This window comes from Ornithinibacillus scapharcae TW25 (genome assembly GCF_000190475.1).
GTDB lineage: Bacteria > Bacillota > Bacilli > Bacillales > Amphibacillaceae > Ornithinibacillus > Ornithinibacillus scapharcae.
In genome coordinates, this window is the sequence record NZ_AEWH01000052.1 from 141,279 (window position 1) to 161,107 (window position 19,829).

The window sequence follows — 19,829 nt, forward strand, 5'->3', positions numbered from 1 at the left end:
TTCGAAGTTCTGCTTTTGCTATTACGCCCATATTATCTGTAAATAACCTGGAAATAAACACAAAAGGAAAATGTTATCTAATAGTCAATACTACCAATTATCGTATGCCTTTCCAGTTTCGATCCTTCTAGCCAATCTTTAAAAGGAAACTTAACTGCTTTAGCATTTCCCCCAATTCCAACCATTACTTCTAATGAATCTGGTATATATACTACCGTATAGAGCGTTCCAAAGTATTGATGATAATTTTTATAGAAAAGTGGAGAGTTCTCATGATTAAATTTCTTGAAGGCTTCTTCTGGGGTGTATGACTGTGATAGGAAACTCTGAAGATGAGCTTTTCGTTGACGTGAGCCACCAATATCGTTTCTGTTATACGCTGTCAATCTTACCGTTTCAAAATGATTCGTACACATAACTTCGCTTTCCTTCATGACTACTTGTTCTACTGGTGTCGCTTCAATTACACAGCTATGTCCCTCGCGATCCAATAGAGAAAAGTTATAACAGTGACTATGAGGTATGTCTGCTATTAATTGGATTGCTTCTTCTGTGTTTCGGCAACGTTCCAACACCAGCCTTACGATAGAAGTACCGATTATACCTTTTTGGGCGTGATTTTGATTAACTAGATGTAAGCCAATCACTAATCCATGTTCATTCATTCCATCCAATCTTCCAACAACCTGTTGACCAAAGCCAACACTAGCAAAACCAACTGTCGGTTTAGAAAAAATCACCCTAGCATCATATAATTCTGGAGAAAAGTCATAATTACGCACATAATAGCTATCCGCAAATGCTGTACAGCCCATCGAAGGGAAAGTTAGATGATACCCACTGTACATTTTTATAGCTGTCTCCATATCCATATTTAATCCTGTTGCAACGCCTTTTATTTCATCCAATAAACCAGTGGAGTACCTCTTTATTACAGATGTTGCCTCATTTACATCTACGTTAGTAGCCAAACTTCTAAGTAAGTGAAACTGCTTATCAAATGGAATGCGCTTTCCTAACTTGATTCCAATTGTTATATTGTCACCAACTAATTCAACGATATTTACTTTTAGTTTTTTCCTCACTTTACATCAACTCCACTTCATAACAGGTATTACAATCGTTGCACTATTCAGCTCATTCCCTGAATACCTTTCCAGCAAAGGACCAGTTGGAATGTATTGATTATCACTCATATAGTTGATAAGTCGCTGATAAGCTTTCTCGATCTTAAAAAAATCACCTCTAAATACTGTCGCAACACACAAGGATTTACGAATACTTTCTTCTTTGTCGAAAAATGTTATGTTGGTGTTAGCATCTAACTGTCCTACCCCAAAGCCTATCCACGCTTTAACAGTCTCTCTTCCTGATACATACTGCAAATAAAAATGTTGTACGCTTATCTGCTGCTTTTCTAGTTCTTCCTTCCCCTTTATGAAATACTGAGAAAATCCACCCTGTTTTCCTTCTGCATATACCCATAAGACCCTTTCTTCTTTCATTTCCATTAGAAATATCCTCTCATCTTCTATAGAACTTTTTATATACTTGATCTGAACGTCCAGTATATCTCTTTGTTGTTCTAGAGAAGTAATCCAGCCTTGTTTTATCTTTCTTTGTTTTACCTCGCTAGCAGAAAGATATGATTTTATCTCCGTTAATGGGACATTTGCTAGTCTTAAGCTATTAATAAAGCGAGCAAGGTCAACTTGTTCCTCCAAATATAGCCTATATCCATTTTCTTCATTTCTTCCTGGAATTAATAAACCCTTTTCCTCATAAAATCGTAGAGCACTTTTGGATAATCCCGTTTTTTTGGAAAATGTATCGATCGACATCATCATCACTTTACCTCCCTATAAACAGAATAAACCTTCAAGTAACTTGAAGGTCAATCGTTTTATACGCTATTTTTTTAGCTGTGAGGATTTTTATTTAAACCAGCCTTTTTCCTTAAACCGTGATATTGCCTCAATTCGATTGCTCACATCTAGTTTATCTAGAATAATGGATACATAATTCCGTACCGTACCTGTTGTGAGATAGAGCTGATTAGCTATTTCCTTTGTATTCTTTCCTTCCGCAATTAAGCGAATAACCTGTTCTTCGCGTTCGGACAACGGATTCTCCTGTTTACTATATGCAATATCAATCAATTCTGGTGCATAGATTTTCCTACCATCCATAATAATGCGAATAGAATTAGCTAGTTCTTCACTAGGACTATCCTTTAATAGATAACCCCCAACATTCGCATCTCGGGCCCGTTCAAAATAACCTACCCTTGCAAAGGTGGTTAAAATAATAACCTTACAGTCTGTGTCCTTTAGTTCCTCCGCTACATCTAATCCGCTTTTTATCGGCATCTCTATATCCATAATACATATATCTGGTTGATGCAATTTTACTAACTGTATTGCCTCATCACCGTTTTTGGCTTTTCCAACTACTTCTAAGTCATCTTCCAAGTCTAATAATGATCCTAATGCCCCTAGTAATAGTCGCTGATCCTCAGCAATAACAATCCGAATCATGACAACCTCTCCTCTGATAGTTGTTGAACCACATTTGGAATCCTTATAGAAAGAAGAGTACCGTTTTGATTGTTGATCCCCAAGCTACCATTAACAAAGTCTAAACGCTCTTCCATGCCACGTAATCCATTTCCTTTTTCTTATCACTTTCGTTAATTCCAACTCCATTATCTTGTATTTCTATCCGAACTTCGCTTTCCGATTGGTGAATAGCGATCCTACTGACACTCGCTTGACTGTGTTTTACAATATTGGTTACAGCTTCCTTCAAACACATACTAAGCACGTTTTCGACTAATAGTGGTGTGCGTTTTAATGCCGTGCTACCTTCCAGATGTAATGATATTTCTGCTGCCTCTAGCATCTGCTGTATATGTATAATTTCGTCTTCGAATCTTACACTTCGCATGTCTGTGACCATTTCTCGTACTTCCTTTAGTGCAGTTCTTGCTGTTTGGTGGATGTCTCGAATCTCTTTATGAACCTTTTCAGGATGTTTATGTAATAACTTACCAGCTAAATCACTTTTCAAACCTATTAAAGATAATTTCTGTCCTAATGTGTCATGTAAATCACGTGCGATCCTCTGCCTTTCCTCCATCACTAACAATTCTGCAATTCGATTATTTGCATCTTCCAGCTGATGTTCGAGCTTTTCACGTTTTAAACGATTATACATCGTAAACGGGAGAAGTATGACACCGATAATACTGATGATAATAAAAGGTAGTTGGGAAAAGAATATTTGACTTTGGATAAAGAATCCAATAGTCGTGGAAGTTATGGTTGTCACAAGATGTACGACATAGAGGGTTATAAATCCTGCCTTATTTTGAATATTACCTATAAAGAAAGCCAGAAACAGTGAAAAGTAAACATAGCCGAAGTACAATATCATTCCGATATTAATCGCAATCTCTATACTTACTGACACATAAAGAGTCCAGCCTCTTTTGATGAAGGATAACCGGTAAGTAGTAAAAAATAGTACAATCAAAGCTACTCCAATGAATACCTCGGCAAGACTGGAATACCTGATAATAAAATAGAAGGGGAGAATACAGAATACAATCCATATATAAATACTTAAACCTGTGTTTCTGGAAAATATATGGTACCATTTCTGCATTTTGTGTCTCCTCCTTCCTATGTTTCTCTGAGTATATCAGATAGCAAGTATTACATAAACACGTTTTCGCTCATCAATATGGAATAAATTAAGAATTCTTATACAGACAAAAGAGTTTTTTTACTTTCCTAATATCGTACAAAAACCCTTTCTAGAAGAATGAAAGGATTTTTGTGGTCATTTATTTTTCTTGTACACTAGCACTTCGTGGACTCATATGCATCTTTACCTCAAGGTTTTTCATTCTCTCTTTATATTCCTTAAAGCTAACAAAGGACTTGCTGGCTTGATCATATAGTCGGAATCGAATAGATTGTAAGCTAGTCTTTAACGTGATCGTTGTCGCTTTTTGTAATGGTGGTGTAGACTCATGCGCTTTCTCTAAATTGTAATTCGGAACTCTTGGACTTAAATGGTGAACATGGTGATAGCCAATACTCCCAGTTAACCATTCGATGATCTTTGGAAGTTTATAGTAGGAACTGCCATCTACAGCAGCTTTTACATAGTCCCATTCTTCTTCATTTTCAAAGTAGGAATCTTCAAACTGATGCTGGACATAAAACAACCATATGCCTGCTGCACCAGCTATAAACAGTATAGGAAGCTGTATAATCAAGAACGCCTGCCATCCAATAGCCCATATTAATAATGCATAGATTAGGACAATCGAGATATTAATTATATAAGTATTTATTCGTTCCTTCCGTTTTGCACCTTTTCGATTAAACCGATTGGAAATCAGAAATAAATACAATGGACCTAAGCCGAACATTACAATGGGGTTTCGATAAAGACGATACCCAAGTCTCTTCGTAAAAGAAGCAGATGCATATTCTTCAACTGTCATAACCCATACATCACCAGTACCACGTTTGTCCAGATTACTACTAGTCGCATGGTGGATGGAGTGGCTCCACTTCCATTTCTCAAATGCAAAATGGGTGATAATTCCAGTAATCGTTCCAATAATCCGGTTTGCCTTTTTGTTTTGGAAAAAGGACATATGTGTGCAATCATGAAAAATGATAAAGGTTCGAATGACAAATCCCGCAGCAAGTATAGTTAGAGGTATGGTCAACCATATCGAGATGCTTAAACTCTGATATGCAAAAAACCATAAAAGAAAGAAGGGGATAAGTGTATTCAAAATCTGAATGACACTTGCTTTTGTGTTAGATTGTGCAAATGGTAATACACTCTTTCGTAACTGCGCCTGCTTTTGCTTACTCATATTTTTCCTCCTAATATGTTCTTATTGTTTTCATATTAGGCGTTTTGATAGCGTTTTATAAGTCATAAACGTCAGTTATTAAATATGACAAATGTCATATTGATGAAGTAGACAAATTAGATCCATCTAAAATTCTTGTTCAAAAACTTATATTCTTGAATCATTTAATTGAGAATCGTTATCACTTGTTGTATAGTAGATAGTAAGGATTGATATACTTGACTGAGGAGATTAGATAATGCAAATATACTGGACTAAAATAAATAAGATCATTGAAGAAACGTCTGATGTTAAAACGTACCTACTCGATTGTCCTGAAGACTATACTTGGGAAGAAGGTTCCCACATTCATTTAGCATTAAAAGGTTTCAATTCCGGAGATAAACCAAACCGTAGTTTGATTCGTCATATGTCAATCTCCACTTTACCGCACGAAGATTCTATTGGCATTACAACAAGAATTAGAAAGCAATGCTCTGAGTTTAAGACGATTTTAAGTAATCTTCATGTCGGCGATGAAGTAGCAATTTTTAAAACTCATTCAAATATACCGCTTAGAAGAGATAACAAAAATATTTACCTGCTATCATCAGGTGTTGGCTTGGCAACATTCAGACCGCTCGTTCTCGATTATTTCCAGCGTGCTGATAATGTAAATCAAATCCATTCACTAAACATTGATTCAACAGGAGAATTCTTATTTACTCCTATTTTTAAATCTGCTCCCGAGAAGAATTTCACATCAATGTTCGTCGATAACCGCGATGACTACTATGAGGCAGTAAAGGAACTTGCCACAGACAAGGATGGGCTTTTCTATATTGTTGGCAGTGATGCATTCCTAGTTCAAAACATTAAATTATTGCGTAAGCAGGGTATTAAACCAGAACAAATTATGCTCGACAAGCGCGAAAAAGTATTACCAGAGTTTCTATCACCAATCGAGCCAGAGAACTTTATTGGTACTACTAAATAAATTTGTCTTTACGAGAACAAAAATTTAAAAAAGCAACGCCGATATAATCAGCGTTGCTTTTTTAATTGAATTAATTCTATACATAGCATCATATTTGCTATGAATGACACACTACTCTTCTTTCACATTGGATAAGTGAAGTGGAGGCGGTACTAGCCAGCCCTTTTCCTTGTTTAATCGTAAAAGCTTTGTCCCAAAAGCTGCCTTCTGTGTATGGATAGTACCGAATAATGTTGCAATATCCTCTCGAATACACTGTCCCATCATTGTACTCGCTGCTACTAATCCCGCTGCACAATCTGCGGACATTTTACCGGCAATCTCATTATCCATAAAACGGGCCCCAGGCGGAATTGCTTCTAAATCGGCAGCTGGTCTTTCTGGTGGCGTTGGAGGTAACCCAACCCCATTCTGTTTTAATACATTCTCAATATCCGCAACTTCTTGTTTTCCTAAGGCAATCGCCTCTTGAATTAGTTTGCGTAAATCTTCGTCACCTGCATGATTCATTAATGTTTGGTAGGCAGCAATTGCTGCTTTTCCTGTCGTAACTGCGGACCATGCTCCAAATACTTCACCGTAATGCATTGGCTCATCTTGTGGATTACCACTTAAAATACCCATCATAATCCTCCTCATTTTATTCACATTTGTGCCACCCTTCCGTTATTGCACATCCTTAGCTTGTCTATTTCCTGTAATTTAAAACCATAAATTGCAATTATTGATTGAAACCTTCCGCACAATTCCATTAAATATTGGTCTTCCATCTCAGATACTATGTATAATAAACAATAGAACACTAACTGGAGGGAGAGGAAAGCGTGAAAATAAACCAGATTATTACCACCTTACAAGCCATGAATCCTGGGATTATGGGGATTGAAAACTTTAAAAGATCTGCGGTTCTTATTCCACTAGTAGAAGTGAATGAAGAAACACATATTCTGTTTGAAGTTCGCTCCATGAACTTGCGTAGCCAACCTGGTGACATCTGTTTTCCCGGTGGAAGAATTGATCCAAGTGATTTATCACCAAATCACTGCGCTATCCGTGAAACGACAGAAGAACTCGGTATTTCCAAAAAGGACATTCTAGATGTCACACCAATTGACTATATCGTTTCAGACATGGGGCGAATTATATATCCTTTCGTAGGAAAAATAGAAAATATAGATCAAATCAAGCCAAATTCTATGGAAGTGGGTGAGATATTCACGGTACCACTTGACCATTTTAAAAATATAGAGCCTGAGTCCTACAAAGTTCACTTTAAGGTAATACCAGAAGAAAATTTTCCATTTGACTTAATAGTTGGTGGTGAAGATTATAATTGGCAAATCCGCCATGTTAATGAACTTTTCTATCGATATGAGAATAGAGTAATTTGGGGATTAACTGCGAAGATTCTAACACATTTTCTGAATTTACTAGAGGTATAACTAAATTCAGTTTTGTATCTATCCATACAAATGAGCCGTAGCCATGATACTTGGCTACGACTTACTAATCATTTTATTCTATCATTATGTTTACTGGCAAGACACTTTCCATTTCTTTACGATACTGTAAATGTTGTCCTTCTGTCATCCAAATGCGAACTATACCATGATCCTCACTAGTTCGAACCAATCTGCCAATTCCTTGACGAAGTCTTAATAGCATATAAGGTGCATCTACCTCTATCTCTGGATTTTTTGCATGAAGTCGTTTTGACTTAAACACTGGATCCTTTGGTGGGAATGGTAGGGAGCTAATGATGACCTGTGTCAAAGCTTCTCCAGGGATATCCAGCCCTTCCCACAAGTGATATGCACATAGGACAGAATCAGCATTATTCTGGAAGTTAGTGACCAATTCACTAATTTCCATATCCCCCTCATAATAAAGCTCAAAACCTAGTTGTTTATCCTTCATCCACTCTCGATAAGCGTCCATCTCTTCTTGGTTGGAAAATAACACAAGCGTACTACCTTGGTTTGCTTGAATTTGGTCCATAATTGATTGCCACTTCTCCGATTTTTCCTGTTCTACATGTCCAAACAGCTTCATTTGTTCCTCATAATTAAAAGGAGACTCGACCGAAAAGGAATCATAATGATCGATTCCAAGACTTTTAGCAAGATAACTAAAATCCCCACCTTGAGAAAGTGTTGCAGAAGAAAATACATAAGGGATTTTTTTAGAAAATACTTCTTTTTTCAATACATCCTCTACAAGTCTTGGCATTAACACCAAAGTTGTTGTATCTCTGTTTTCCTCAATCCAAACGATACCTTCATCTTCTTTTTTCAATATCGAGAGACCATAGTGATAGAACTCCAAATATTCCTCAATTATTTTAAGATGGTAACCATCAATCGTAAACATTTCCGCGTCAAATACGAGTTGATCTAATAATTTTTCAACCTTGTCATGAAGTGTTCCTACAAGTTCGGACATCCCAGTTGTGAATTCTACTTCCTTTCGATTTGACCCCGAAATCTCTATTGCATTCTCACTTAGATGATCAAACCAATCCTCGTGTAAGGTTAAAATGTCCTCAATCAAATATAGTGATTCTTCCCTTACATCTTGTCCCATATATCCAGTTAACACTTGACGAAGTGTCTCTGAGTGAAAACGATAGGTGAGTCCCTTTTGTGCGGAGAACTCTAACAAATGTCCCTCATCAAAAATAACTGCACTTGCCTCTGGAAGTAGTGGGATTTGCCCTTCCCTTTTTCGTGATTCCTTCGTCCAAACATGCTCCATATAAAAATCATGTGAACAAATGATTAAATCCTTCGCGTGACGGTAATATTCACGGTTCAAGGTCTGTCCACTTCGATGTCTTAGCTGACAAGTTGCACATTGTTGTAAAGGATCCCATGCAATCTGTTCCCACGTTTCATCAGACACCCATGGATATTCTTTACGATCTCCATACCGTTCAAAGGTTTTCTTAGCTGAGCTTGTGTCAAAAACAAACTCAGGAATCTCATCATAAACACGTTCAATGGCTTCATCAGCTGTTTCACTAATAAGGCTTTCTATTTTTCTTGCACAAACATAATTTTCTCTTGCTTTCGCTAATCTGACATCTACTTCAATTCCTAGAGCTTTTTCTAACTTCTCGATGTCTCCACCTTTTTTTACTAGCTGTTCAATTAACGTCTCGTCTGCACAAGAGATAATAGCTGGTTTCCCGATATAGCGTGCATAACAGATAGCATAAATTAAATAAGCAAGAGTTTTCCCTGTACCTACTCCTGCCTCAGCAAAAATGGTACGTTTATGCTTAAATGCATTTTCAAGTTGGAAAGCCATGTAAATTTGTTCATCACGAGTTTCGAAGCCTAATTCTGGTAGAATATCATAGAAAACATCTCCTACATAATCTCCAAGCTTATCAAAGAAGTTCTCTGTTTTAGCTACTTCAAATGGCAATACATTCATTTTTGTCATTCATTTCCCTCTTTTTCCTGTTCCATATCATGATGTTTATTCTACCACGGCTGTTACAATATATATAATGATAAAGTTTATATTATCTATCCAGTAAAAAAACCAACCTTCAGGAGTTGGTTCTTACAATATGCTTATTTTTTCACGAGTTCGGAATAATTTTTCATTTTGAGTTCGTTTTACTAATTCCTTCTTTAAGCGTGCAAGATTATCCTCCGATAACCATTCACCATGAAATTCAATCTCCTTATTATCCATTGTTTTAATGGTAATTAGTCTCTTGTCATTATCATGTACTTCCATACAATATTCGATATCTTGATAGTTCACATATTTGCGGGGGGTAAATGGCCCCTGATTAATGATAAGGGCATCTGGTAGAAGAGTTACATAATCATAGTTGGAACGATTCATATAGTACACACCTTGTAATACGCCAACTAATACTGGTATAAATCCGATGACAATAATCTCTAAAATAAAATCCTGCAAGCTAACCATTGCCATAAACAAAGAAAATACCGCTACAATTGCAGATATGAATGCGTTATTAGCTTTTTTATTCCAATTATATGTTTCATCAAAACTAAATCCCATTTAATCCCTCTCCTTATATATAGTTTATACGAAATTAACAGGAATCGGTTTCAATAAAATAACCGATTCTCCTCATTTGAAGAAAATCGGTTATACAATCTATTATAAACAAACCCCTAATCTCATGAAGCCCTTCAGTGTTATAATCCAGTTGCCCCAAGATTACAACTAACCTTATTACGCGAAAGAATGATATCCTATATTTCTAGAAAGATTATTGTAATACATTTTCTTTTTTAAGCATTGTCCCGGCTTTTGCATAGTTCTCGTGCCATGAGAAAGCTTTTTCTAGTATATGCGGAGTCTGCCCACCCCGTTCTAACGCTTCCTCATAGTATTCCCATAGTTGAGCTCTGTACATTGGATGTGCACAGTTTTCAATAATTAATGGGACTCTTTCTCTTGGTGCAAGACCACTTAAATCTGCATATCCTTGTTCCGTGACCACTACATCCACATCATGCTCCGAATGGTCTACATGCGATACAAAAGGAACTATACTAGAGATGTTTCCACCTTTAGCAACGGACTTCGTTACAAAAATCGCAAGTCTAGTATTACGCGCAAAGTCACCAGAACCACCAACGGCAATGGATATTTCGTCTGAAAAAATCTCTCCAATTATATCTAATATCTCCATTCGATAATCCCCCCCCGATGCTATACAAGACTATCAAGTATATTTTATCATGAGAAATATATAGATATGGCTCTAAGTCGCACCCAAAGCCATGCTGATTTTACTTCTCTAGTAAGACAAGTGTAAATTCACCGATAGAATTTTTCTCATATAAATTAGTAATAGAGGTATAATAGTTCTCTATTTCAGCTTCTATTTCCAATTCCATATGAGGTACTTTCACTTGAAAGTTATTCTTATATAATTCTGTTGTTACATCATGGTATATTTCATGATTTACTTTAAACACTAACTCCAATTGTTGTAACCCTCTTCCATGTTTCTCTACTACCTTGTAGTCGATTTTCTCTACCTTTAAAGCTAAGTCATTAATCCAGACTATTGAATCCATAATCTCACCTAAATTCGTATTAGTTTTTAAATGTATCCGGCATAACAACCGCTACAACCTCACCCTTTACACAGCATAACTCCTCAGCATAGACTTCAACCAGTACTCGAAACTTCTTCGGGTGGATTTCCTCTACGCTCCCTATCGCTCTTAAATCTACACCAAGTGGAGTTGGTTTTAAATAGTCCAGTTTTAGTGACGCTGTTACAAATCGTGGTGGTTCCACCCCATCCCCTGGTTCATGTCCATTTTTTCGATGTAATGCAAGTGCTGCAGATCCTGTACCATGACAATCTACTAATGATGCGATCAGACCGCCATACACAAATCCAGGGACTGCTGTGTGTTCAGTTCTTGGTGTATAGTGGGTTACAGTAAACTCCCCATCCCAACCTGTCCTTAAGTGAAGACCTTCATGATTTAATCTACCACAGCCATAACAATAGGAATAATCATCTGCATACTCATCTTGGATTGCATGAAACACGTTATCTTTCATAATTCGTCCTCTCCTCCTAAGAATATCTTGTACAACTTCACCATATATATATTCCAGATGACAATATAGCCTTTTATCTATATAATATACGTTATTAGATGTCGCAACAATTTTAAAAATTTAAACAATGAAAGGTGAGCGTATGGGAAAGCGAATTTTTTACTTTTTACTATCTAACGCCCTAGTATTACTTACAATTAGTGTTATTTTCTATGTATTTGGTGTAGGAAACTATATTACTAGTGATGGAATTGATTTGGTTGCACTACTAATTTTTAGTGCTATCATCGGTTTTACAGGTTCATTCATTTCACTAGCTATGTCTCGCTGGATGGCGAAAAGAATGATGGGAGTTCAGGTGATAGACACGAACGGTCCTATGAACGACCTTGAAAGAGCTGTTGTAGAAAAGGTTCATCGATTATCACGAGCTGCTGGATTAATGCATATGCCAGAAGTGGGAATCTATCATTCCCCTGAAGTTAATGCATTTGCAACTGGACCTTCTAAAAAGCGTTCTTTAGTGGCGGTTTCAACTGGTTTACTGGAAGAAATGGATGATGATGCTGTTGAAGGAGTTATTGCACACGAAGTTGCACATATTGCAAATGGTGATATGGTAACCATGACACTTCTACAGGGAATCGTGAATACTTTCGTTGTATTCCTATCTCGTATCGTAGCTTATGCCGTTTCACGTTTCGTTAAAGAAGAGCTAGCACCAATTGTTCATTTTATAGCGGTGTTTGTTTTCCAAATTATCTTCTCCATTTTGGGAAGCTTAGTAGTTTACGCATATTCACGCCATCGTGAATACCATGCAGACCGTGGCGGTGCTGACCTTGCAGGTAAAGATAAAATGCGTCATGCACTTGAAAGTCTAAAAGCATATACAAATCGCATTAAAGGTGGCGAGGACACATCCATTGCAACCTTAAAAATTAATAACAGACGGAAGTCATCTATCTTCTCTACACATCCGGATTTAGACGAACGTATTAAACGTTTAGCATAATAATTTTGGAATGTTCCCTTATACAAGGAACATTCCTTTTTTAGTTACACACTTTTAGGCCAATACATACATATATTTACCATATATAACGGAAACGAGGTGAAATAATGTACTTCCAACCCATCCCTTCCCAACGGTTTACCTATTCACAGAGACAATCACAAAATAAATTAAAAGTTTTTGGTGAAGCAACTATACTCGCGGAGCCTAATGAGGCAGTCGTCACTTTAGGAGTGATAACAGAAAATGAAAATTTACAGGAAGCACTGGCTACCAACTCGCAGACAATAAATAATGTTATCCAGGCAATACGTAATAGTGGTATCCCTCAAGAATCTTTCCAAACCACTGATTTCCATATTGATTTAAACTATGATTTTCAAGATGGTGTTCAGACATTTAGAGGATACCGTGTTACTCATCTACTTACAATACGTATTTCTAATATTGAAAAGGTTGGGGAAATTGTGGATATAGCTGTGGATAATGGTGCTAATACGGTTCGAAACGTCCAATTATCTCTAGCTAATCCACAACAACACTACAATGAGGCACTTACCTTAGCGATAATAAACGCCCAGGAAAAGGCGGCGGCAGTAGCCGATACATTAGGTGTCTCTATCCACACCATACCCACAAGTGTAAAGGAAATATCCACTATCCCACCAGATCAACCACGCCCATTTGTACTCGGGGTTTCATCTGAAAATATCTCTTCCACTCCAATTGAAGCCGGACAATTAGAGATTGTAGCAAGAGTAGAAGCAGATTTTCATTATCAGAAATAAACCCAGGGAAGGTGGTCTTCCCTGGGTTTACCCTAATCGTGATGTTAATGCAGATGCTCTAAATAGAATTTATCCTTATTATCTTCAAAAGGAAATACTTTTAGCTGTTTAGCTTCCTCTGCATAATTCGTAAAAATCTCATTAAGAATATCATTTGGATTCTTATCTTCTGTATCGATACCTAACTTTTCCGCTGATTCGTATATTTTTGCTTCATGAATTTCCATGACGATATCATGAGGCTTTTTCCCATTGGTTTCTACACCATAAGATGCTGCTTCTTCTTCCAAGATAGCCATTTTAACTTCCCTTAGAAGTTGCTTGGTTTCTTTCCCTTTGGTTTCAATGCCAAGTTCTTCCGCTTTTTTTGCAAGCTTGGCAACCATTACTTCCTGTGCTAATTCATCAGGATTCTTCCCTTCTGTATCAATCCCTAATTCGTCCGCTTCCTTTACAACCTTTTGATGATGGATTTCTTTTGCAACTTCTTTCAAATCCTTACCTTCTACATCTATTCCCAATTCCACTGCCTTTTTCAGTAATTTTGCTTGTTTTACTTCTTTAGCAATTTCCGCTAATTCTTTTCCTTCTGTTTCTATTCCCAATTCCTTAGCACTATACTTAATCCATGATTCGTGCTTATGTATTCCTTCTTTTGAATCATCTTTATTTTCATCGTTTTCTTCGGACTTCTTAATTAAATCTAACCAGACATTTCCTTTTTCTTGCTCTCCCTCCGATTCACCAAATACGAGAGAGGCTTGCCAAAAAATAGCTAGCAAAGCCGCTACGATGATCACCATAAATCTTTGCTTCATCAACCTTTTCATCCTTTCTATGTTAGTCTTCTTTATGACTTCAATTGTTACTATTTCCCAAAACTGAAAATCCATGTTTAAAAGTTGCAATTTTTGCGCCAAAAATCAGACAACATTTATTTTTCTACTAGTCTAACAATCATTTATTTGTTACTCTTAAAGATGGAAAGCGTTTCCGAAATAATATATCCCAAATACTAGCAATCTAGTTTTCTTCCAGGGGATGGGGGTAAAATAAAGATGAAAAACTTAGTAATCGTTGGTGGCGGGTATGGCGGTATTAAAGTCGCTCTAGGTTTAGTTGAGAAGGGGCTGCCAGAAGACGTTAACTTAACAGTAGTTGATAGAAATCCATATCAATCGCTAAAGACCGAATTTTATACGATTGCAGCAGGTACAGTTGCTGATCGTGATGTTCGTGTAGATTTTCCAAAGCACGAGCATATTCAGTACATTTATGGAGAAATCGATAAAATTGATGCTGAAAATCAGCAAATCGTATTCCATGACCGAAGTGATCACGTACCGTATGATTTCTTAGTTGTGGCTTTAGGTTGCGAGGATAATTATCATGGTATTGAAGGGGCAGATATGTATACGGAAAGTGTACAGACCTTTGCTAAAGCTCGAAAAACCGGAATGGCCGTTGGAAATCTAAAGGCTAATGGAAAGGTTACTATTGTCGGAGCAGGCTTAAGTGGTATTGAAGTAGCATCCGAGATTCGCGAGAGCAGAGAAGACCTTAATATACGGTTATTAGATCGAGGTAGTTCTGTTTTAAGAGCATTCGATCCACGTATTCAAGGATATGTGGCCGAGTGGTTTAATAAGAATGATGTTGAGGTTCTACACCACGCAAATGTAGAATACGTGGAAAAAGACGGCGTATGTAATAATGGTGTATGTTTTGTAAACGATGTCACCATATGGACTGCTGGAGTTCGACCTAGTAAGGTAGTTCGGGAATTGCCTTTTAAAAAGGATCGTCAAGAGAAAATAATCGTTAATGAATTCTTCCAAGTACCGGAACAGCCGAATGTATATGTCATTGGGGATTGTGCATCTTCTATACATTCTCCAAGTGCACAACTGGCGGGAATTCAAGGGGAACAAACTGCAGCAATACTTCATTGTATTTTACGTAACAAAGAACCGAAGAAACCAAAGGAAATTCGCCTAAAAGGAACACTTGGATCCCTCGGCAAAAACGATGGTTTCGGCAATATGATGAATCAGCCACTAACTGGTATTGTGCCTAGATTAGTGAAATCTGGTGTATTGTGGTTAAACAAACGCCATTAACTATTATTTAAATCACAAATGAAAATAGTGGCTTCTCATGGGGGATATATTTTCCACAAGAAGCCACTTATTTAATATAAAAATCAAAGAGCAACTTTACGATACCACTTATTCTATATCTTTATCATTTTTAGAGGGCTCTCTTTTTTGACTTAACATCATCCATGCTACTGGTTTTTCTGATCCAGTTAAAAATTTATAAATATAAGAAGATGTAAGCTTATAGCTCTCTTCAATCTTGTCTGCTATAAAACTTGTTCTCTCAAACAGAATGGAACGAAGATTATCCAATTGACGATTAGATTTTTCCATTAATGCCTCATGGTTTTCTAAGTGCTGGATAACATTATCATGATTATCGCTTTGTGTTGCTACCTTTTCAACCATTATATCCTGTTTATTAGCTAAATCACTCATCTTTCCTGAGAGTTCGCGATTTACCTTTTCATATTTCATCAATTGCTCCATAATCTCTCCATTCGATTGATGAATACGATGTATTTCATCTAAAATTTCCTGATTGATGGAGCTATTCTCTGTAACGATTCGGTGAAGCTCTTGACTATTATTCTCTAATATCGTGATCCACTCCCTCGTTTGCTTTTCAAATTGATAATGCCTGTTACTATTATCCTTTAACTCTACTACATCCAAAACAATTTCTTGCCATCTTTTCTCTTCATGTAATCGTTGTTCTTGCATGTTCGCTTTCATCTTTTTTAATGCTGTCTGAAAGGATTCATTAACCTTTGATTGTTCCTGAAGCATTTCTTTCCAATAATCCGATTTAAAATATTCTTGGTTTGGCTCTTGCATGGGATGACTATTTTTAAATAATGTTGGATGTGAATTAGTATTGATGTATAAACCCATGATTCCCTCTCCCTCATTCCAAAAGTTACGCTACTATATCTTATGCTTTCATGGAAAACTCGGGACATCATTTACAGTTATTAATAAGAAATTCGCAAATCTAGCGCTCAATTATTATCAGACTTTTTAAAATTAATGTTATAATTTATTTGAAATAAATTTACAATTCCGAGCCTTTCCCCATTATTTATTACATCTAAACGTCTATTTTTATCCCTTATTTTTTCTTTCTATGTTTTATTTGAAGGGTGGTCATATATGGATAATATTAAAGAAACAATTAAAGAAGTTGTATTATCAATTGTCCCAATTACAATCATTATTACCTTGCTTCAGTTCACCTTAATTTGGCTTCCAATGGAGGTGTTTTTCCAATTTCTTATTGGGGCTGTAATGGTAGGAGTAGGACTCATCTTATTTTTATTAGGTGTTAGTGTAGGGTTACAGCCTGTTGGAGAACTAATTGGATCTGCACTTTCAAAAACCAAAAAGGTATGGTTGATTGTGTTATTTGGATTTATATTAGGGATTGTCGTTACGATTGCTGAGCCGGATGTAAGAGTATTAGGGACTCAAGTAGATACAGTTTCTGGCGGGGAAATTCCTCAGAATATATTAATTATGTCTGTTGCACTTGGAGTAGGTATCTTTGTAGCACTAGCAATGCTACGGATTATCCTGAATGTAAATATCGTTTACTTATTAATAGTTGGCTATGCTATTGTATTCACTCTAGCTGCATTCACACCACCTAATTTTGTACCAATATCATTTGATTCAGGTGGGGTAACTACAGGACCATTGACAGTTCCTTTCATATTGGCTTTAGGTGTAGGGGTAGCTACTGTAATTCGCGGAAAGACTTCGACTAGTGATGGGTTTGGGTTAGTTGCACTTGCCTCTATTGGTCCAATCATATCCGTTCTAACGTTAGGGGTGATTTACGGATGAACCTAAATGTTTTTCACGGCTTTGGACATGTCATGTTAGAAGTATTCAGTGCATTAGCTCCCCTAGCCCTCTTATTTTTATTCTTTCAGCTTTTCTTTTTAAGATTACCAATAAAACGATTATTGGATATTGGTGTTGGATTTATTCTCGCCTTCCTTGGATTATCGTTGTTCTTACAGGGGGTACATATTGGATTTCTACCAGTTGGCGAATTAATGGGTCAGAAACTAGGAACGCTATCGAACAAATGGATTCTTTTACCTATAGGCTTTATAATAGGGTTCTTTGTCATATATGCTGAACCAGCTGTTAGTGTGTTAATTAACCAAGTTGAAAAAGTATCTGGTGGATATATTCCTGGGAAGATTCTTTTATACACACTATCTATCGGTGTTGGTTTTGCTATTGTTGCAGCATTTATCCGGATTTTTCTTGGTATTTCCCTATGGTATTTTATCGTGCCAGGTTATATAATAGCACTAATCATGGTTCGGTTTTCATCTAAAACATTCACTTCAATTGCATTTGATTCCGGTGGAGTAGCAACTGGACCGATGACAGCAACCTTCTTACTTGCATTGTTTGTAGGAGTGGCATCCGTTACAGAAGGCAGGGATCCACTGCTTGATGGATTCGGAATGGTTGCCCTAGTTGCTCTTGCCCCAATATTAAGTGTTCTAACACTTGGAGTCCTATTCAGTAGGAAGGAGAAGAAACAAGATGCCGCAAACCAAGCAGAATCAAAAGCTCATCATCACGATCGTTAAAAAGGAAAAAGCAAAAAAGGTCGTTCAAGCTTCCAGAAAAGCTGGTGCACAAGGCGGAACTACTCTCCTTGGGAACGGTTTTCGAGCGGATGAAAAAATGCGATTTATGGGAATACCTGTCGAGCGTGAACGGGAAGTTATCTTAACACTCGTTACAGATGATATCTATCCACAGGTACTTGATTCTATTATCTCCACAGGAAAATTAAACCAACAAAAGCAAGGTATAGCATTTGTTGTGAACACCAAGAACGTGACGGGAATTTGTCATATGCTAGGAATAAATATAGATACCGAATTTGATGTTCATGAGGAGGGGGCTTCAGTCACCATGAATGAGGAACGAATTTTTTATGATTTAATCGTTACCATTGTGAATAAAGGCGACTCAGAGAAGGTGGTTGATGCTTCAAAACAAGCTGGAGCGGAAGGTGGAACCATTATCAACGGAAGAGGTACTGGAATCCACGAACAAGCAAAGCTCTTCAACATCTTAATTGAACCTGAAAAAGAAGTCATATTAACTTTAATTACAAGAGATAAGACAACTGATGTACTAGAAGCTATTAATCAAGGTGCCGAGCTAAACACACCTGGTAAAGGAATTGCTTTTGTGCTTGAAGTTGAAAAAACAGTTGGAATTAACCACCTTTTAAACAATATGGTCAGCCAAAAGATGAATGATAATAACTAGGCATTCGCTAGAGTAGCGAATGCCTTTTTTTAATCTTTTTTGGATAGGTACTCATCAGGCTCGTCCCCGCCATGTACAGAGCTATTTTTATACTGACTCTTTCTCCCGTTACGATGTTCACCGTGATTCTTATTTTCTTTAAACATATTATTAAATTCTTTTTCCTTATTAACCATTTTACTTCCCTCCTTTTTACTATCAGTATAGTTTTTGAACAATGTAGTAAGTTATACACAATTATCCTAGACTGCATGCTTAGATAATGGATTGGTGATTTAATTTCTAGGTAATGAACTCTCCTCAATCAGATTCATAAGATAATTAGACGAATGAATTAGTAAAGGGAGAAATGCAAATGCCAAAGGAACTATGGGGAGTGGACTCGGCAGCCCGTGTGACAGAGGACCTGTATAACTGCGCGATAAACAACTTCGGAAAACCACTATATTGGGGACGTTACTTATCCACGGTGGAAAATGTTGCAGATGGTTTAACAGAGAATGAGATAAACTTTTTAAGACAAAACGGAGTGAGGATAATACCAATTTACAACGATTTTAATCGTGCAACTGGATATAGAAACGGTAGAGTAACCGCCTCTAACGCTATTTTTCATGCCCAACGCTTAGGATTTCCTAAGGGCAAGTTTTTATTTGCTAACACCGAAAAGGATTATGCCATCGACGAAGCATGGATTAGGGGTTGGGTAGATGCCATGTATCCGAGTGGCTATAAGCCAGGAATTTACGCAGACCCAAGTACGACAACCTTTAATGAAGCATACTGTACAGCCGCCTCTAATAATCAAGAAGTAAGTAACCAGCTTGTTATTTGGAGTCAGGAACCCACGCCTGGAACAACAAGTAAAAACGATGCTCCCGCCTACGAACCAATTGCACCTCCATGCTTAGCAAATGTATGGGGCTGGCAGTACGGAGAAAATGCAGAAGAATGTCCAATTGATACAAACCTAATTGAGCCAAGATTATATGAGAGTCTATGGTAATGATTGCAAGAGGCTAGGAAATAAACTAGCCTCTATTTTTGTATAGGGTTTTACGGTGCTGCTGTTTTTGCTTACCGTGAGAAGCTTTCTCTCGGTGGGGTTTTGCGATTTTTTGCTATTCTCCACCGTGACAAGCTCTCTCTCGGTAGGGTTCTATGATTTTAT

At 37.1% G+C, this 19,829-nt stretch carries 21 protein-coding genes and 2 pseudogenes; 9 read left to right on the forward strand and 14 right to left on the reverse strand.

From position 1 onward, the window contains the following. Positions 1–77 precede the first annotated feature (77 nt). From G5W_RS0114670 to desA, 5 genes and pseudogenes are all read right to left on the reverse strand, one after another. Entirely contained in the window at positions 78–1,085 is a 1,008-nt protein-coding gene (locus G5W_RS0114670; protein WP_010097821.1) for a C45 family autoproteolytic acyltransferase/hydrolase, read from the reverse strand. A 6-nt stretch (positions 1,086–1,091) separates the two neighbouring features. Beyond that, positions 1,092–1,847: a MerR family transcriptional regulator gene (locus G5W_RS22895; RefSeq protein ID WP_010097822.1), complete on the reverse strand. Its 756-nt coding sequence runs from the start codon at positions 1,845–1,847 to the stop codon at positions 1,092–1,094. Positions 1,848–1,934: 87 nt separating this feature from the next. After that, positions 1,935–2,537, reverse strand: coding sequence for a response regulator transcription factor (locus tag G5W_RS0114680; RefSeq protein ID WP_010097823.1), 603 nt, complete (start codon positions 2,535–2,537; stop codon positions 1,935–1,937). Further along, positions 2,534–3,666: pseudogene (locus G5W_RS22365) on the reverse strand (sensor histidine kinase). The gene G5W_RS0114680 and the pseudogene G5W_RS22365 overlap by 4 nt, the downstream one beginning before the upstream one ends. Positions 3,667–3,847: 181 nt before the next feature. Beyond that, complete coding sequence (gene desA, locus G5W_RS0114690; protein ID WP_010097825.1) at positions 3,848–4,900, reverse strand: Delta(5) desaturase DesA; 1,053 nt, start codon at positions 4,898–4,900, stop codon at positions 3,848–3,850. A 238-nt stretch (positions 4,901–5,138) separates the two neighbouring features. Here desA and G5W_RS0114695 point away from each other — a divergent pair, with 238 nt between their 5' ends. Then, entirely contained in the window at positions 5,139–5,876 is a 738-nt protein-coding gene (locus G5W_RS0114695; RefSeq protein WP_010097826.1) for a hypothetical protein, read from the forward strand. Positions 5,877–5,987: 111 nt separating this feature from the next. Here the strand turns inward: G5W_RS0114695 and G5W_RS0114700 are convergent, their stop codons facing one another. Next, the gene (locus tag G5W_RS0114700; protein ID WP_010097828.1) at positions 5,988–6,500 is read right to left on the reverse strand and encodes a DUF3231 family protein; all 513 of its coding nucleotides are present in this window, start codon (positions 6,498–6,500) and stop codon (positions 5,988–5,990) included. Between the two features lie 200 nt (positions 6,501–6,700). Here G5W_RS0114700 and G5W_RS0114705 point away from each other — a divergent pair, with 200 nt between their 5' ends. After that, entirely contained in the window at positions 6,701–7,318 is a 618-nt protein-coding gene (locus tag G5W_RS0114705) for an NUDIX hydrolase (protein WP_010097830.1), read from the forward strand. Between the two features lie 73 nt (positions 7,319–7,391). Here G5W_RS0114705 and G5W_RS0114710 read toward each other — a convergent pair whose 3' ends face one another. From G5W_RS0114710 to G5W_RS0114730, 5 genes and pseudogenes are all read right to left on the reverse strand, one after another. Further along, positions 7,392–9,323, reverse strand: coding sequence for an ATP-dependent DNA helicase (locus G5W_RS0114710; protein ID WP_010097832.1), 1,932 nt, complete (start codon positions 9,321–9,323; stop codon positions 7,392–7,394). 123 nt (positions 9,324–9,446) lie between these two features. After that, positions 9,447–9,920, reverse strand: a complete 474-nt coding sequence (locus tag G5W_RS0114715) for a hypothetical protein (RefSeq protein WP_010097835.1) — start codon at positions 9,918–9,920, stop codon at positions 9,447–9,449. 214 nt (positions 9,921–10,134) lie between these two features. Next, positions 10,135–10,548, reverse strand: a pseudogene (locus G5W_RS0114720) (acetyl-CoA hydrolase/transferase C-terminal domain-containing protein); the annotation flags it as partial. A gap of 112 nt (positions 10,549–10,660) precedes the next feature. Next, on the reverse strand, positions 10,661–10,951 hold the full coding sequence (locus G5W_RS0114725; RefSeq protein ID WP_029191149.1) for a DUF3219 family protein: 291 nt from the start codon (positions 10,949–10,951) through the stop codon (positions 10,661–10,663). 19 nt (positions 10,952–10,970) lie between these two features. Then, entirely contained in the window at positions 10,971–11,450 is a 480-nt protein-coding gene (locus G5W_RS0114730; RefSeq protein ID WP_010097841.1) for a PaaI family thioesterase, read from the reverse strand. Positions 11,451–11,592: 142 nt separating this feature from the next. Between G5W_RS0114730 and htpX the strand changes: the two genes are divergently transcribed. Next, positions 11,593–12,465, forward strand: a complete 873-nt coding sequence (htpX, locus tag G5W_RS0114735; protein ID WP_010097844.1) for a protease HtpX — start codon at positions 11,593–11,595, stop codon at positions 12,463–12,465. A 107-nt stretch (positions 12,466–12,572) separates the two neighbouring features. Continuing rightward, positions 12,573–13,253, forward strand: coding sequence for an SIMPL domain-containing protein (locus G5W_RS0114740; RefSeq protein ID WP_010097846.1), 681 nt, complete (start codon positions 12,573–12,575; stop codon positions 13,251–13,253). Positions 13,254–13,297: 44 nt separating this feature from the next. On the opposite strand, the gene G5W_RS0114745 is transcribed toward G5W_RS0114740, so the two are convergent. Next, positions 13,298–14,071 carry a hypothetical protein gene (locus tag G5W_RS0114745; protein WP_010097848.1) on the reverse strand — a complete coding sequence of 258 codons (774 nt, stop codon included), beginning with the start codon at positions 14,069–14,071 and terminating at the stop codon, positions 13,298–13,300. Between the two features lie 240 nt (positions 14,072–14,311). Here G5W_RS0114745 and G5W_RS0114750 point away from each other — a divergent pair, with 240 nt between their 5' ends. Continuing rightward, positions 14,312–15,373 (forward strand): NAD(P)/FAD-dependent oxidoreductase, encoded by a 1,062-nt coding sequence (locus G5W_RS0114750; RefSeq protein WP_010097850.1) that lies wholly within the window; start codon positions 14,312–14,314, stop codon positions 15,371–15,373. A gap of 108 nt (positions 15,374–15,481) precedes the next feature. Here the strand turns inward: G5W_RS0114750 and G5W_RS0114755 are convergent, their stop codons facing one another. Continuing rightward, positions 15,482–16,246 (reverse strand): hypothetical protein, encoded by a 765-nt coding sequence (locus G5W_RS0114755; protein WP_010097852.1) that lies wholly within the window; start codon positions 16,244–16,246, stop codon positions 15,482–15,484. A 258-nt stretch (positions 16,247–16,504) separates the two neighbouring features. Here G5W_RS0114755 and G5W_RS0114760 point away from each other — a divergent pair, with 258 nt between their 5' ends. Genes G5W_RS0114760 through G5W_RS0114770 form a run of 3 tightly spaced genes read left to right on the forward strand, consistent with a single transcriptional unit; the run spans position 16,505 to position 18,658 of the window. Beyond that, complete coding sequence (locus tag G5W_RS0114760; RefSeq protein ID WP_010097854.1) at positions 16,505–17,197, forward strand: DUF1538 domain-containing protein; 693 nt, start codon at positions 16,505–16,507, stop codon at positions 17,195–17,197. Then, positions 17,194–17,964 (forward strand): DUF1538 domain-containing protein, encoded by a 771-nt coding sequence (locus G5W_RS0114765; protein ID WP_010097856.1) that lies wholly within the window; start codon positions 17,194–17,196, stop codon positions 17,962–17,964. Before G5W_RS0114760 ends, G5W_RS0114765 begins: the two co-directional genes overlap by 4 nt. Continuing rightward, complete coding sequence (locus G5W_RS0114770; RefSeq protein ID WP_010097858.1) at positions 17,918–18,658, forward strand: P-II family nitrogen regulator; 741 nt, start codon at positions 17,918–17,920, stop codon at positions 18,656–18,658. Before G5W_RS0114765 ends, G5W_RS0114770 begins: the two co-directional genes overlap by 47 nt. 29 nt (positions 18,659–18,687) lie before the next feature. Here the strand turns inward: G5W_RS0114770 and G5W_RS23990 are convergent, their stop codons facing one another. After that, complete coding sequence (locus tag G5W_RS23990; protein ID WP_010097859.1) at positions 18,688–18,834, reverse strand: hypothetical protein; 147 nt, start codon at positions 18,832–18,834, stop codon at positions 18,688–18,690. Between the two features lie 179 nt (positions 18,835–19,013). Here G5W_RS23990 and G5W_RS0114780 point away from each other — a divergent pair, with 179 nt between their 5' ends. Beyond that, the gene (locus G5W_RS0114780; RefSeq protein ID WP_010097860.1) at positions 19,014–19,664 is read left to right on the forward strand and encodes a glycoside hydrolase domain-containing protein; all 651 of its coding nucleotides are present in this window, start codon (positions 19,014–19,016) and stop codon (positions 19,662–19,664) included. Positions 19,665–19,829 lie beyond the last annotated feature (165 nt).